Genomic DNA, 14,346 nt, shown 5'->3' with positions numbered 1-14,346 from the left:
GGAACGGAAGACGACCGGCTTCCAAGGGCGGAGGCAGCTCCGTGGGACCTCGAGTCAGCGCCGGTCCAACTAGGAGTCGGTCGGGCGGCTTGCCGGACGAGCCTGCCAGCACCGCGGAGCGACCGTCGGATCGGCACGCGCCATAGGCCAAGACGTGCCATCCACCGCAAGGACAAAGTGCGTGACAAGTTCTTCGTGGCCTACGGCAAGTGCGGCATTGCCTACCCGTACCGCGTCTACAACGGCTCCCAGAACTGAACGCAGGACGCCCTCAACGAGAACGACGAAATCTTCGTCAAGATGGCGCCGGAGAGCGGCGCCGCGCACCCGCTCTACGACGCCTACTACACCCACTTCAACGACGCAAACAACTTTGGGGTGACCTGCTCTAGGAGCAGCTTCCCGTGCCGATCCTGACCACGGGGCAGCCGGCCACGACCATCGGGATCGCCGGTCGGGCATGCAGCGACCGGACAGTCTCGATGTCTGCGGACGCGTCCGCTTGCGGTCTTCGTGCGGCCACCCGCCGGCAATCTCGGTCCCAAGAATCGGTGGTGATCTTCTACTTCTCTGAAAGGGACTGTCGCATGCCCTCTCATAACCGGCGTGTATTCCTCGGGCTGACGGGCGCGGTCGGCGCGGGTGCCGCCGCCGCCATCGCCGGCTTCTCCTCGGCACCGGCGTGGGCCGACCCCAGTTTCGCCGACAACCCGTTCACGCTCGGTGTCGCCTCCGGCGACCCGTCTCCCGACGGGGTGGTTCTGTGGACCCGGCTGGCGCCGGACCCGCTCGCCGTGGACGGTTCGGGCGGGATGCAGCCGCGGGTCGTTCCGGTGGCCTGGCAGATCGCCGAGGACGAGGGCTTCCAGAGGGTGGTCCGCGCCGGTGCGGAGCGGGCCACACCGGAGCTCGGACACTCGGTGCACGCGGAGGTGACCGGTCTTCGCCCCGATCGCGAGTACTACTACCGGTTCCGGGTGGGCACGCAACTCAGCCCGGTCGGACGGACCCGCACGGCACCCGCGTACGACGCGGATCGGCGGCGGCTCGCCTTCGGCTTCGTGTCCTGCCAGAACCTGCCGGCCGGGCACTTCACCGCCTACCGGCACCTAGCCGAGGAGGACCTGGATTTGGTCCTGCATCTCGGCGACTACATCTACGAAGGTCCGGGCGCCAGCGCGGTCGGCCGCCCGCACCTGCCCGCCACCGAGATCTTCTCGCTCAGCGACTACCGGATCCGCCACGCCCAGTACAAGACCGACCCTGACCTGCAGCTGGCACACGCCCGGTTCCCGTGGGCAGTGACCTGGGACGACCACGAGGTGGAGAACAACTACGCGGACGGCACCTCCGAAGATCCGAAGCAGTCGCAGGAGGACTTCCACAAGCGCCGGGCCGCCGCGTACCAGGTGTACTACGAGCACATGCCGCTGCGCCGGATGAGCATCCCGCAGGGGCCGGACATGCGGCTGTACCGGCGGCTCCGTTACGGCAACCTCGCCGAGTTCAACATCCTCGACGGCCGGCAGTACCGCTCGGACCAGGTCCCGTCCGGCATGGACAACCCGTCCCGAACCATGCTCGGCAGCGCCCAGGAGCAGTGGCTGCTCGACGGCCTGGCCGCCTCGACCGCACGGTGGAACGTGCTGGGCAACCAGACCGTCATCGCCGAAGCCGACCGGGACCCCGGCCCTGGCAAGCGGCTGTCGGACGACAACTGGAACGGTTACGCGGCGGCCCGGCAACGCCTGTTCGACGGGGTGGTCGAGCGCGGCGTCGAGAACATGGTCGTCGTCACCGGCGACGCGCACTGCAGTATGGTCGCCGACCTGAAGCAGAGCTTCGACGACCAATCGTCCCGTACCGTCGGGGTCGAGTTCCTGGGTACCTCGATCACGTCGGGCGGCAACGGTTCGGACATGGACGTGCGGGGCACCGAGTGGCTGGCCAGCAACCCGCACATGCAGTTCTACAACGGCCGGCGCGGCTACGTCCGCTGCCACCTCGACCAGCAGCAGTGGCGCACCGACTACCGGGTCCTGCCGTACGTCACTGAGCCGGGCGCCCCGGTGTCCACCCGGGCCAGCGTCGTGGTGGAGAGCGGGCGTCCGGGCGCCCAGGTGGACGTCGCCTGACCGGCGCCGCTGCCGGGCGGCGCTGTCGTGGTGCGGCCGTCGCGCTGTTCGCCGGACCACACGGAGCGCCGCTCGGCGGGCGGACTCGTGCTCGGCCCGAAGGTGCAGCACAAGGCCGTGCTGGAGCTGCTGTCGCGCTGCGGCGGCCCGGCCGGGCTACGCAAGGCCGGGCCGCCGCAAGCTCGTCGTCGCTACGTCGCATGCCCCTCAGCCGGTTCATTCGTATGCCGGGGTGCTGCCCCGGCAGGGCCCGGGTCAACCGTCGCCCATGACTGGATCTGCCGCTGGCCGGCACCCGAGAGCTCGGGTGCCGGCCACGACTGTCGTCCAGGCTATGTCTACCTTGCCCTCTCGGCTCCGACATCACGCAGGTCAGGCCGAGGGCAATCCTGGCCAAGCAGGCCTAGGGTCGGGCGGGTTTCCGTATGCTGCGGTGAGTGAAATGGGCACGTTCCTTCGTCGCGCTGGCGGCGACCCTGACTGTTACGGCGTGCGATGCCGCCCGGACCCCGCCGGCCGGTGCGCCCACCCGCTCCGCCCGTGCAGGCTCCCCGTCGCACCCCGCCGAAATCACCTTGGCCTTCGCGGGCGATGTGCACTTCGCCGGCCGTACGGCCGACCTGTTGGGCGACCCGGCGACCGCGTTCGGGTCGATCTCGTCGACCCTGTCGGCCGCAGACCTGGCGATGGTCAACCTGGAAACGGCGGTCACCACACGCGGCGCTCCGGAGCCGAAGGAGTTCCATTTCCAGGCGCCAGCAAGCGCGTATGACGCGGTAAAGGCCGCCGGCATCGACGTGGTGTCGATCGCGAACAACCACGCGTTGGACTACGGGCGAACGGGGCTGGCCGACACCGTGGACGCAGCCAGGACCGTCGGGTTGCCGGCCGTCGGGGCGGGCGCCGACGCGGCGGCGGCGTACAGGCCGTGGATCACCGAGATACGCGGTACCAGAATCGCAGTCCTCGGCTTCAGCCAGGTCTCCGAGCTGTGGTCGGAGTGGAAAGCCACCGACACCCGGGCCGGCATCGCGATGACCCGGGATCTGCCGCGCGCCGTCGCGGCGGTGCGCGCCGCCCGGCGCCAGGCCAGCGTGGTCGTCGTCTACGTCCACTGGGGCACGGAGGGCGAGGCGTGTCCACCCGCCGAGGCTCGCGCGTTCGCTGACGAGATGGCTGAGGCGGGTGCCACGATCGTGGTCGGCACCCACGCCCACCTACTGCTCGGCGACGGGTGGCTCGGCAAGACCTTCGTCCAGTACGGACTCGGCAACTTCGTGTGGTGGCGTGACGACGCGTACAGCAACGACACGGGCGTGCTGCGGGTGACCCTCGACGGTTCGGCGATCTCGAAGACGGAACTGGTACCCGCGACGATCTCGCGACACACCGGTCGACCCGAACTCGCTGACGGCGAGGACACGGCTCGGATCCGCCAGAAGTACGCGGACTTACACGCCTGCACCGGACTCGCCGCGAGCCCCGCCCAGTAGTCCGGCACACACAGTCCGGCAATGTGGTGCACGCAGGAGTGAATCTCAGACGACGTTGAGACGCGCAGCTAGAACCGCGCCGACCCACAGCTCCGTGAGCACCGCCGAGTGCAGCAGCTGCTGCCGCCCTCGGTCTCATGCCACTCCCTGAGGCGCCAGCAATAGGTGGGCCGTCCGGTATGCCCGGCGGGCGACGACCGAACGAATGCACCAGCTCAAGCTGTGCGGGTCGATGAGCCCTACCGGTGGACCATCACGGAGCCACCTACCACGACGCCGCGTCCTTGCGGGCGCGTCTGGGTGACCTTCGCCGTGGCCGGTGGCGGCGTCCGCAAGGACACCGTGATCGTCGTTCCCGGCCAGACGGTCACCGTCGACTTCGACGCTGATAATCCGGGCAGCTGGATGGCCCACTGCCACGACGCCTACCACGCCGAGGCCGGCATGATGGCCACCCTCGGCTACCGGGACTGAGGCTGCGCTTCCAGCGCGACACTCCCCACTACCTCGTGGTCTACAAGCAGGAAGCCCGGGTCACGGCCGACGTCCTTGCGGCGAAGCTGGCTGCCGCGAAGCGTTACCGCGACCGGTAGCCACCGCGAGATAGCCGTCCTCCAGGCCGGGCTCCAGGGGACGCGCCCCGGGGCTCGGCACGGACGGCGCCACGATGCGGTAGCGCATGCCGTCGTCGTGCGGCAGCGCGGACACCACCGTCCCCTCGGTCGGCGCCGGTCCGTCCGTGACGACCGACCAGACCTGCCCCTGGGCGCGGCGGGTCAACTCCTCGACCGTGCCACGGAAGATAAGCCGCCCCTTGGCGAGCACCGCCACCTCCCGGCAGGTCTGCCCGATGTCGTCGACGATGTGCGTGCTCAGCAGGACCGTGCGCCGGCCGGCGAACTGGGACAGCAGCGTGCGGAAACGGATCCGCTCCTCCGGGTCGAGACCCGCGGTCGGCTCGTCCACGATCAGCAGCTGCGGGTCGGCGAGCAGGGCCTGGGCGATGCCGACCCGCTGCCGCATACCGCCGGAGAAGCCGCGCAGCCGCCGGTCCGCGTGCTCGGTCAGCGCCACCACCTCCAGCAGCTCGCCGACCCGCCGGCGCCGGACGGTCCGGTCGTCCATGCCCTTGAGCAGCGCCACGTAGTCGAGGAACTGCCGGGCGGTCAGGTCGGGGTAGACGCCGAGGTCCTGCGGCAGGTAGCCGAGGTCACGCTGCACGGCGGTCCGCCCGGCGCTGGTGCCGAGGTCGTGCTCGCCCACGGTGACCCGGCCGGATGTCGGACGGACGATGCCGGCCAGGATGCGCATCAGCGTGGTCTTGCCGGCGCCGTTCGCGCCGAGCAGGCCGAACATCCCGGTGGGCACGGCCAGGTCGAGGCCGTCGATGGCGGCCACCCCACCGCGGTACGTCTTCGTCAGGCCGGAGATCTCGATTCGCATGGGAGTTCCTTCTCGTTGTCGGACGCGGGCTCGTTATCGGACGCGGCGCGCGCGCAGGGCGTGGCCGCCCGCGAGCACGGCGGCGGCGATGATCAACAGCAGGGCGATGGACAGCCAGGCCAGCGCCGGCGTCGGGTCGGGCCGCAGGGCGTTGAGCGTCGCGCCGGGTATCGGGCCGGCCCAGGTGTCCTGGCCGTCGATGCCGTGGAAGTCGAACAGCGCGGCGAGCGGATAACCGCCCAGGGGGTGGACCAGGGTCCGCGCGAGCGTCGGCATCATGTCCGGCGAGACCACGTTGCCCCACAGCCAGTAGCCGACGAACAGGACACGGAACAGCGGAGCCGGCATGACCAGCGGCGCGGCCAGCGCGAAGGCGGCCACGAACAGCAGGCCGGGGATGAACACCGCCCCGAAGGCGGCCAGCGCCCAGCCCAGCGCCCGGGGCTCCCCGGTGTCCACCGCGTACGCCGCGGCGAAGCCGAAGTACGCCACCGCGACCGGGATGGCCGTCGCGGCGCCGGCGCCCACGTACTTGCCGAGCAGGCGCGCCCTCGGCGAGGCGGGCGTGGCGTCCAGGATCGACGCCACCCGCAGCCGGTCGTCGCGGATCAGCCGGTCGGCGAGCAGGCAGCCGAACCCGATCGACAGCAGCGCGTGGAGCTGGACCGCCAGGCCGACCACGGCGGTCCGCGGATCGACCGACCGTTCGCCCGGATCGAACAGGTCCCGCAGCAGGCTACCCCCGATCAGCACGAACAGCACCAGGGTCAGCGCCGGCACGATCCACACCGTCCGCTTGCGGACCTGCATCCGGAACTCGTACCGCAGGCTGGCAACAAAGGTGGTCATTCGTCCTCCTCGCCGATGAGGCGTTCCGAGCGGCCCAGCAGGACCAGGGCGAATACGATGAGCGCGGCGCCCACGCCGAGCAACGTCAGGCGGTTCGCGGTCCAGTCGCCGGGCGCCGCGCCCCGGGTCGTCGCGAACAGGTAGAGCAGCCGGCCCGGCAGGTGCGCCTGCGCCGAGCCGGCAAAGAACTGCTGGATCGCCCACACGGAGGTGACCAGCGCGCCGGCCGCGCCCGGGCTGCGGAAGACGGCGCCCGCGGCGAAGGCCAGGCCACTCAGGCCCAATGTCGGCGCCAGCCAGGTGAGCTGGCCGGCGAACGCGCCGTGGTTCTCCGGCCAGCGGGCCCACCAGCCGGTCGCGATCAGCACGACCGCCGCCGGCACGGCGACCGCCGCGGTCCAGCCGAGCGTCACGATCATCCGGCGCAGCAGCGTGACGCGGTACGGCGTCGGCGAGGCGAGCTGGAGCTCGCGGGCCGGATCCCGGCCGACGAGGGAGGAACAGGCGACCGCGGCGGCGAGCGGTATCGCCATCTCCAGGGCGCCGAGCAGGATGCGGGCGGTGGTCGGGTCGCTCGGTTGCGGATTCGCGAGGGCGGCCGTGATGCCGAGGGCGAGGGCGATGGGCGGGCCGAGGAAGGCCGCCCAGCCCGCCCTGCGCATCTCGTACCGCCAGAGGGTCAGTGGTCTCACATCGGGTGGGTAGCGCGTCCGCCGCCGTGAGGTTCACCGCGGCCGGAAATCGCCACCGCGACGATCGCGAGGGCGGCGCTGGCCAAGAGCACCGGCGCGTTCGTCGACCAGACCCCGATGATGGACCAGGCCAGCCAGTCGTCGGGGATTAGCACGCCGCCCGCCAGCACCCGCACCGCCCACAACCCGACGGCCGCGCCCAGCGCCGTGTCCGGCCCGAGGAAGACGGCGATCAACAGGCTGACCGAGGACAGCAGCGCCATCGGCCCGAGCCAGGCGCCGACGAGCTCGTTCAGGCCGTCCGCGCCCGCCGCGCCGGTGGCGGTCAGCACCGCGGAGGCGCCCAGTGCGAGCACCAGGTCGTAGCCGAACACCAGCGCGATGCGGATGAGCAGCAGCAGCCGGCCGGAGGTGGGTGTGGCGGCGAGCAGCTCGGCGGCCGGGTCGCGGCGGGAACGGTAGGTGCCAGCGACCCCCGCGGCGGCGACGATCGGCGCGATCAGGGAGAGCATCAGGTCCGCGCCGGCCGTGGTCCGCAGGAGCACGAGTCCCGCGCCGAGGGCCATCACCAGCGCCGAGGCGATCGGCGCGGCCGGCCGGATCAGCCGCGCCTCGGCCGCGACCAGCGCGACGAGGTGCCGCACCCGCCGCGGGGGCCGGCGGACGATGGGTTCGATGGTGCTGCGGCTCAGCACCGTCCGCACCAGCGACGCCGGGTCCGGCGGCGTCGCGCCTGGCGCGGCGGCCACCGCGATAGCCTGCCAGGAGGCCAGGTCGGCGCGGCAGCGTGGGCAGTCGGCGAGATGCGCGCGGACCCGGTCGCGGTCCGGTCCGGAGAGCGAGCCGGCGGCGTACGCGGGCAACAGATCCTTCATTCGGGCACCTCCTGAGCGGTGAGCGCCGCGGCGACGGCGGCCCGAGCGTGATACAGCCGGCTCTTGACCGTGCCGACCGGGATCGCCAGCACCTCGGCGACGTCGGCGAGCGGCAGGCCGGCCACGAACACCAGCGCGATCACGTCCCGGTGATGCGCGGGGAGCAGGTTGATGGCGGCGGCCACCGGGGTCCCGCCGGCCGCCGCGATCGCGAGGTCCTCCGGGCCGGCGCCCTGATCGGGCCGGTCGGGCAGGTCGGCGCCGGCGGGCTCGGGCGCGGACCGGCCGCGTAACCGGTTGTGCGCCTGGCGGCGGGCGACGCCGAACAGCCACGTCGTCACCTTCGACCGCCCCTCGAAGGCGCCGGCCGACCGCCAGACCGCGAGCATCGTGTCCTGCAGGATCTCCTCGGCGGTCATCCGGTCGCCGGCCAGCCGATGCAGATAGCCGAAGAGCGCGCCGGAGTACCGCTCGTAGAGCCGGGACAGCGCGGCGGCGTCACCGGCCGCGATCGACCGCAGCAACGCTTCGTCACTGCCCGGATCCATCCGCTCACCCCCTACTCCAGGTAGGTAGCAGCCGACGGGGCGGAAGGTTCAAACGAGTATGCGTGCCGGCGAGCCGACCTCGAGCACCGGGCCGGTCGGCTCCGGTGCGCGGCCGGCCGTCAAGGTCACCACACTGTGCGAGTTATGGTTGGCCGCGTGCGGCCGGCCGACGTCAACGGCCAGGTCACACGGCGCCACTCGTCGCCGCACCGGACCTCGGCGATCCGGCGCAGTTCCGGCGTCACCTCGAAGACCGTGATGGTGACCCGGTGGATTTTGTTTCGATGGACCAGTGACCGCGGATCCAGGCGGCCAGGTGGTGCGGTTTGGCCTGGTGGACCTGTAGGTCGGTGATGGCGGAGACGGTGCCGCCACGGTTGCCGCCCTCCACTACCCGGCTCGGCGGAATGCGTAGCTCGGCGGTCCGGCCGCCGCAAAGAGCACCTCGGGTGATCCGCGTGCCGCAAGAGTTCGCCGCCGTGGGCGTGGCCGGCCAGCGTCGCCCGGCCTCCGGACCGGGTTGGCCTGCCCGCCGCCGTGGGCCGAGAATCGCTGCCGCGCCGTGGTTTGCCACCGGAGCACGTGGTCCCGGCGCCGGTCGATTCATGCGCCACCTTCCAACGGAGCTGCGGACCATCACCTGTTATCCGCAGGTCGAAGGAGAAGGTTCATGGCCGGCCCGCGGGCCGGGTGCAGTGCCGTAGCCAGCCGGCCGAGGCCGAGCTGTCCACGGTGTACGGGTCCAGCCGCCGTCGCCTGGCGCGCTGACGCCGGGACGTTCGCCCTCGACGTGCCGGTGCCGGTGAACACCATCGCCGAGGTGTGGGTGCCGGACGCCGATCCGGCGGACGTCCCCGAGGGCGGGGTGGCCGCCTCCGGCGCCGACGGCGTACGCGGCGACCACCGTGCCGACGACGGCTTGGCGGTCTTCACGGTCGGCTCCGGCACGTACCGGTTCCGCCGGGTTTGACCGGCCGCCGAGCGCCTGGGCGTCGGTGGGTCGACCCGATCGGCCCGACCCAGCGGGACCCGGCTCTGCGGGATCACCAGGCGGTGGTTGTGGTCCGGAACCGGCGCTGGTAGACCGACGGCGGGATGCCGTACGACGCGGTGAAGGCCCGCCGCAGCGTTTCATCGCTGCCGAACCCACTGCGCCGGGCCACCTCGGTGACCGTGCCGCCGCGCTCCAGCAGCGCGCGGGCCGCCTCGACCCGGGCAAGTTCCAGGTAGCGCGCCGGGGTGAGCCCGAACTCCTGTTGGAAGAGCCGGCGCAGGTGGCGGGGAGTCATCGTCGCGTCGTGCGCCATTGCCTCGATCGGGTACGCCCGGGCCGGGTCGGTGGCGACCCGGTCGGCGACCCGGCGTAGCCGCTGATCGAGGGTCGGCGGCAGGTCCTGCCGGACGGAGAACTGGGACTGCCCACCCGGCCGCTGCATGAACACCACGAGTTCCCGGGCGACCTCGCGGGCCAGGTCGGCACCGTGGTCCTCCTCGACCAGTGCGAGGGCGAGGTCGATCCCGGCGGTAACCCCGGCGCTGGTGGCGAACCGGCCGGAACGGACGTGGATGGCGTCCGGTCGGACCTCGATCTCCGGGAATTCGGCCTGAAGGCGGCCGGCGTGCCGCCAGTGGGTGGTGGCCGGGTGGCCAGCGAGCCAACCGGTCCGGGCCAGCACGAACGCGCCGGTGCAGACCGCGGCGAGCCGGGTCGGCGGCCCGATCAGTGGACCCAATCGAGCACGTAGGTCCTCGGCATCGGGCAGTGCGGTCAGGTCTTCGGCTCCGGTCAGCACGAGCGTGTCCAGCGGCGTGGACTCGGCCACGGTGGTGTCGGCGGACAAGCGGACCCCGGACGCGGTACGCACCGAATCCGACCGCCAGCCGAGCAGGGCCACCGCATAGTCGGCACCGCGCCGGGTAGCCCCGGTGAAGACGTCCACCGGTCCGGAAACGTCGAGTAGCTGCACCCCGTCGAAGACGAGCACGCCGACGCGGTGTGACCGCCCTCGGCTCATCCGACCCGCTCCCTCCAGCCGATCCGATGTCCGCATCTGTGGGATGGCTGTCCTTCTGGACATGGTCCGGCCGAGTCTAGCCCGGCAGCATCGGTGGCGAACCTCTGCACCAGTAGAAACCTCCGTAGGAACAGGGTGAGCACACCATGGCCGAAACCGTCGCCGGGATCACCATCCCGGACACCCCGCTCGTGGCTGCCGCGACCGACCTCGTCCGGGCAGCCACCAACGACCTGTTGTTCCGGCACAGCCGCCGGGTGTTCCTGTTCGGCGCGCTCCAGGGTGAGCGGCGTGGTCTGAGCCCCGATCTCGAACTGCTGTACGTCGGTGCCATGTTCCACGATCTCGGCCTGACCGAGCGGTACGGCAGCACCGACCTGCGGTTCGAGGTCGATGGAGCACATGCCGCCGAGCGGTTCCTGCTCGACCATGGCCGACCTGTTTCGCAGGCCCGCAAGGTCTGGCTGGCCATCGCGTTGCACACCACGCCGGGGGTGCCGGAGTTCCTCGACCCGGAGATCGCACTGGTCACCGCGGGAGTGGAGACCGACGTGCTGGGCATCGGTTACCGCGACCTCGATCCGGAACGGATCGCGGAGGTCATTGCCGCCCATCCGCGCCCCGACTTCAAGCGGCAGATCCTGGCCGCCTTCAATCAGGGCAACAGGCACCGCCCGCAGACGACGTTCGGCAACGTCAACGCGGACGTGCTCGCCCACTTCGACCCGAACTTCGTCCGGGACGATTTCGTGGAGATCATCCTGCGCAGTGACTGGCCGGAGTGACGGTCCGCTCGCAGGGAACGTCTGCTCGGGGTGGCCGACCTGTCCGGTGTCGGACGTTCGGCGACCGCCGGGGCGTTCCGGCCCGAGCCGGCCCGATTCACGGCTCGGGCCGGCTTCCCATAGGTCCAGCGGGCGGGCCGGTCAGCTGTACTTGGCGACCGTTTCCTTGACGCTCTCGGCGTTCTTGCGCAGCTCCTCGGCCACCGCCGGAGAAGACCCGCTAGGCCGGCTGGTTGTCGGCGTAGATCTTCTGCAACCCGGCGTTAGATGGCCTTGTTCGCGTTCGGCACCAGCAGCCGGACCTGGTCCTGCGCCTGGGTCTTCGCAGCTGCTCGACGGCATTCTTGTAACCGGGCCGCCCGGTGAAGAGCTTCTGCAACTCCGGGGTCTGCTGCGCCGCCTTGGTGGACGGCAGGTAACCGGTGTCGAGTGACCACTGCGCGACGTTCTCCGGCTTGGCGGCGAACCGGACGAACTCGAACACCTTCGTCCTTACGCTCCTTCGGCGGGCCAGCCAGCATCGCCAACCCGACGCCGCCGGTCGGGCAGCCGAACGCCTTCTGCTCCGGCAGGAACGCCGGCGCGAAGGCGAACTTCGCCTCCTTGGTCAGCGCCGTCATCACCCCGGTGGAGTCCGGGAGCGTGGCGATCAGCCCGTTGGTGAAGTCGAAGCCCCGAGTACGGCGCACCGCTCGGCTTCCGGATCTACCGAGTTGAGTGCGTCGCCTACAGTGCACCGGGCACTGCCGGCTCGACCAGGACAGACGGGTCGTCCTCCGGCTCGTTGCCGTTTCTTCGGCTGGGTCCGGCTCGGAGTGCGCCTGGTCAGTTTGACGCTGGCCGGAGTTCGGCGATGACGTGCCTGTCGGATGTGTGGTCTTGTCGCTGTTCCGATGTGTCCTGCTGAAGTGAGCCTGAGGTACATCTCAACGTTCCGCATCGAGCCGCTGGAGGATGGAGGGCAGCCATGACTAGCGGGTACGCCGCATGCATCGCGTGGCAACCTCGGGGCCACTGCGCTACCTCGCATGCTTCATTGGCCTCGCCGTCGTGGCGGCCGGTTCATGGCGGCAGCCGGGCTGCCGATTGCCGCAGGGCTGAGGGTGGATGACTGATGCCCGCGGTAGAGGCGTGGCTGCTCGGCGGACCCGCCGACGGCCGCATCACGCCCATAGAGGTTGACGAGGACGGGTGTCTTCCGCAGGCCGTTCTCCTGCTGCAGGCCGGCGCATACCTTCGGTGCCCGCGACCACCCGAGTCCGCCTGTGCAACACCGCTATCTCCGCTGCGGCGGCGAGGACGATTCGCCGACATTCCGGTACGACGGTCCCCTCCCCCGCGGCAAGTGACTCACCAAGGGCGGGCATCAGGCCGGATGTATGTGGTTCTCGACGCCAGCGGCCGGACAAGCTCTGGGCGAAGTAACCGCTGGAACGACGGTCTGACGTGGAATCTGGCATTCCAGCGCAAACCGTAGTATTAGGTGCGTAACCTGCCGGACATGGTCTCTCGTACGTGGCGTAACCTATTGCTCACAGCGCTCGGGGTGGGCGTGCTCGGCGGTGCCGCTCAGCTCGGCATCGCGTTCAGCTTCGGCATCGTCCAGCTCACCGGCGCCTCCACCGACGCCGCCGTCAACCAGTGGCCTGCCCAGCTCGTCTGGGTGGGCTGGTTCGCGGCACACGCCGCTGTAGCCGGCACCGTCGTCACCGCACGCCTTGCCCGCCGGTACGGGGTGCTGGACAGCACCGGCAGATTGATGGCCGTCGCCGCCACCGCCGCGCTGGGCGCCACCGTCGTGGCGCCGCTCTGCGTCCGGCCGGCCCAGGCCGCCGAGCGCTTCTCTGTGGATCCGATGTTGGCCGTCGGCATCTGCGCGACGCTCGGCGCGCTGGTCGGCGCGGGTGCCGCGATCGCCGTACTGGTGAAGCCGCCGCTGGGCTGGAACATGGCGGCGATGGGCGGCGTGGTCTGGCTGCTGGCGCTCGTCTCGATCGTTCCGTCGCTCGCAACCGCCGGGCCGTTGCCCGCCGTACGGCTCGGCGTGCTGGAGCCGGCCGGGCTCGACGCCGGCGCGGCACACCGGCAGGCGATCCTGATTCTGCCGGCGGTGGCCCTGCTCATCGGCGCGGCGACCGGCGGGCTGGCCCGCTGGCGCGGGCATCCGCCGCTGGTCAACGGCGCGACTGGCACAGCCGGAACCTTGCTGGTCGCGTTCGCTTACCTGACCGCCGGTCCCGGCGACGCCGTCGACCGGTACCAGATCACGCCGTACTACGGCGCGCTGCTCGCCGTCGCCGCCGGTGTGCTCGGTTCGGCCGCCGCCGCGTTGTTCCGCTGGCCGTTCGTACCACGCGCCGCCGAAGCGCGGGTCGTCGAGCCGACCGACATCCTCCGTCCACGGTCCGCCGGCCCCGCCGTAGCGGAGGCTATGACGCTGGCCGCTGGTGGTATGACCGACGAGCCGGAGCCCGTCGACCTGGCCGGCACGGGGCCGGTCGTCGGCGCGACAACACCGGAGCTTTCGACCGCAGCCGAACCGCTGGGCCTTGGTGCGTCGACTAGCGGCCGGGACGCCAGCGCCGTGCCGGCCGACTCCGCGACGCGGACCGCCGCACCGGCCGCACCCGCTGCACGGGCTGACCTCGACCGCACCCCGGAGGCATCGGAACCGATCTCCGCGACGGCAGCCCACCTTCCCGCGGGACCCGCCGGGAACGGCTCCGGGACGGCGGAGGCTGACAACACCGAACCGGACGGAGTCCGACCCGACGGGGCACTCGTCGCTCCGGGGACCCGCCGGATGTACCAGCCGCCGAAGACCGACCGGACGCTGACGCAGGCGACTTGGCCGGTCGTGCCGGCGCGGCGGGTGCCGCCCTCGACCGAGCCCGCTCCGGGTGCCGAGGCAACCCACTCGGCCGGACCGCAAGAGAGGCCCGAACCGGCGCTCCCATCTCGACTCCGGCCGCCCCTGCCCAACCTGAACCAGGCCGCCAACTGGGACGCCCTCGCGACCGCCAAGCACGCCGGGCGCCCGCACACCACCGACGCCGCGCCTGCCGCCCCAGCACCCGTCGCCCAGGCAGGACGGGCCGGCGGTCGGCTGGGCCTGTTCCGGCGCAACAAGTCCCGGGCCGACGGGGACGGCGCGGACAGCCGGGCGGAAGGCGAGCAGTTGCCGAGGCAGGACGCGGAGTTCGTCGACTGGGTGACCCGACTGGGCAAGTCGGTGGCGGAAAACGAGCCGGAGCAGGCGAGCCGTCGCCGGTAACTCCGCCCCGCCGGCCGCCACCCCGCGAGGTCCGATGGAAGATTGTCGCCCGCGCGGGCGACAGCGAGAACGGCCGGGTGCTGCGCTGGGAGTTCGACAGGGTCGACTTTGCGTCAAGGTCAAGGCCCGCCAGAAGCGCCCCGCCCTGCGCCGCTGTCACCGCAGGGGTTAGCAGCTGAACGCGGCTGTCCGGCCTCCACTGCTGGCGCGGCGTCCGGACGCCTGCACCGTTGCGTC

Annotated in this window: 13 protein-coding genes and 2 pseudogenes; 8 read left to right on the top strand and 7 right to left on the bottom strand. The window is 71.4% G+C overall.

Annotated features, from left to right (window positions below):
* The first annotated feature begins 587 nt into the window (after positions 1–587).
* From ACTWLT_RS19070 to ACTWLT_RS19055, 4 genes and pseudogenes are all read left to right on the top strand, one after another.
* The gene (locus ACTWLT_RS19070) at positions 588–2,135 is read left to right on the top strand and encodes an alkaline phosphatase D family protein (protein WP_445319558.1); all 1,548 of its coding nucleotides are present in this window, start codon (positions 588–590) and stop codon (positions 2,133–2,135) included.
* An 87-nt stretch (positions 2,136–2,222) separates the two neighbouring features.
* Positions 2,223–2,346, top strand: a pseudogene (locus ACTWLT_RS19065) (IS110 family transposase); the annotation flags it as partial.
* A 226-nt stretch (positions 2,347–2,572) separates the two neighbouring features.
* Complete coding sequence (locus tag ACTWLT_RS19060; RefSeq protein ID WP_445319557.1) at positions 2,573–3,628, top strand: CapA family protein; 1,056 nt, start codon at positions 2,573–2,575, stop codon at positions 3,626–3,628.
* Positions 3,629–3,928: 300 nt separating this feature from the next.
* Positions 3,929–4,102: pseudogene (locus ACTWLT_RS19055) on the top strand (multicopper oxidase domain-containing protein); the annotation flags it as partial.
* Positions 4,103–4,162: 60 nt separating this feature from the next.
* Here the strand turns inward: ACTWLT_RS19055 and ACTWLT_RS19050 are convergent.
* The 5 genes from ACTWLT_RS19050 to ACTWLT_RS19030 are packed head-to-tail and all read right to left on the bottom strand — an operon-like array spanning position 4,163 to position 8,035.
* On the bottom strand, positions 4,163–5,071 hold the full coding sequence (locus ACTWLT_RS19050; RefSeq protein WP_445319556.1) for an ATP-binding cassette domain-containing protein: 909 nt from the start codon (positions 5,069–5,071) through the stop codon (positions 4,163–4,165).
* A gap of 33 nt (positions 5,072–5,104) precedes the next feature.
* Positions 5,105–5,920 carry an ABC transporter permease gene (locus ACTWLT_RS19045; protein ID WP_445319555.1) on the bottom strand — a complete coding sequence of 272 codons (816 nt, stop codon included), beginning with the start codon at positions 5,918–5,920 and terminating at the stop codon, positions 5,105–5,107.
* On the bottom strand, positions 5,917–6,612 hold the full coding sequence (locus ACTWLT_RS19040; RefSeq protein WP_445319554.1) for a hypothetical protein: 696 nt from the start codon (positions 6,610–6,612) through the stop codon (positions 5,917–5,919). The genes ACTWLT_RS19045 and ACTWLT_RS19040 overlap by 4 nt, the downstream gene beginning before the upstream one ends.
* Positions 6,609–7,487, bottom strand: a complete 879-nt coding sequence (locus tag ACTWLT_RS19035; protein WP_445319553.1) for a zf-HC2 domain-containing protein — start codon at positions 7,485–7,487, stop codon at positions 6,609–6,611. The genes ACTWLT_RS19040 and ACTWLT_RS19035 overlap by 4 nt, the downstream gene beginning before the upstream one ends.
* Positions 7,484–8,035, bottom strand: coding sequence for an RNA polymerase sigma factor (locus ACTWLT_RS19030; protein WP_445319552.1), 552 nt, complete (start codon positions 8,033–8,035; stop codon positions 7,484–7,486). The genes ACTWLT_RS19035 and ACTWLT_RS19030 overlap by 4 nt, the downstream gene beginning before the upstream one ends.
* Positions 8,036–8,705: 670 nt before the next feature.
* Between ACTWLT_RS19030 and ACTWLT_RS19025 the strand changes: the two genes are divergently transcribed.
* The gene (locus tag ACTWLT_RS19025) at positions 8,706–9,005 is read left to right on the top strand and encodes an alpha-L-rhamnosidase C-terminal domain-containing protein (RefSeq protein WP_445319551.1); all 300 of its coding nucleotides are present in this window, start codon (positions 8,706–8,708) and stop codon (positions 9,003–9,005) included.
* A 73-nt stretch (positions 9,006–9,078) separates the two neighbouring features.
* On the opposite strand, the gene ACTWLT_RS19020 is transcribed toward ACTWLT_RS19025, so the two are convergent.
* On the bottom strand, positions 9,079–10,050 hold the full coding sequence (locus tag ACTWLT_RS19020) for a GlxA family transcriptional regulator (protein ID WP_445319550.1): 972 nt from the start codon (positions 10,048–10,050) through the stop codon (positions 9,079–9,081).
* A 146-nt stretch (positions 10,051–10,196) separates the two neighbouring features.
* Between ACTWLT_RS19020 and ACTWLT_RS19015 the strand changes: the two genes are divergently transcribed.
* Positions 10,197–10,835, top strand: coding sequence for an HD domain-containing protein (locus ACTWLT_RS19015; RefSeq protein WP_445319549.1), 639 nt, complete (start codon positions 10,197–10,199; stop codon positions 10,833–10,835).
* A gap of 220 nt (positions 10,836–11,055) precedes the next feature.
* Here the strand turns inward: ACTWLT_RS19015 and ACTWLT_RS19010 are convergent, their stop codons facing one another.
* Positions 11,056–11,319: an extracellular solute-binding protein gene (locus tag ACTWLT_RS19010; RefSeq protein ID WP_445319548.1), complete on the bottom strand. Its 264-nt coding sequence runs from the start codon at positions 11,317–11,319 to the stop codon at positions 11,056–11,058.
* A gap of 630 nt (positions 11,320–11,949) precedes the next feature.
* Here ACTWLT_RS19010 and ACTWLT_RS31560 point away from each other — a divergent pair.
* The gene (locus tag ACTWLT_RS31560; protein WP_510182488.1) at positions 11,950–12,312 is read left to right on the top strand and encodes a DUF8847 domain-containing protein; all 363 of its coding nucleotides are present in this window, start codon (positions 11,950–11,952) and stop codon (positions 12,310–12,312) included.
* 24 nt (positions 12,313–12,336) lie between these two features.
* On the top strand, positions 12,337–14,109 hold the full coding sequence (locus tag ACTWLT_RS19005; RefSeq protein ID WP_445319547.1) for a hypothetical protein: 1,773 nt from the start codon (positions 12,337–12,339) through the stop codon (positions 14,107–14,109).
* Positions 14,110–14,346: the final 237 nt, after the last annotated feature.

This window comes from Micromonospora yongxingensis, assembly GCF_052601155.1.
This window is presented reverse-complemented; position numbering and strand designations above follow the sequence as displayed.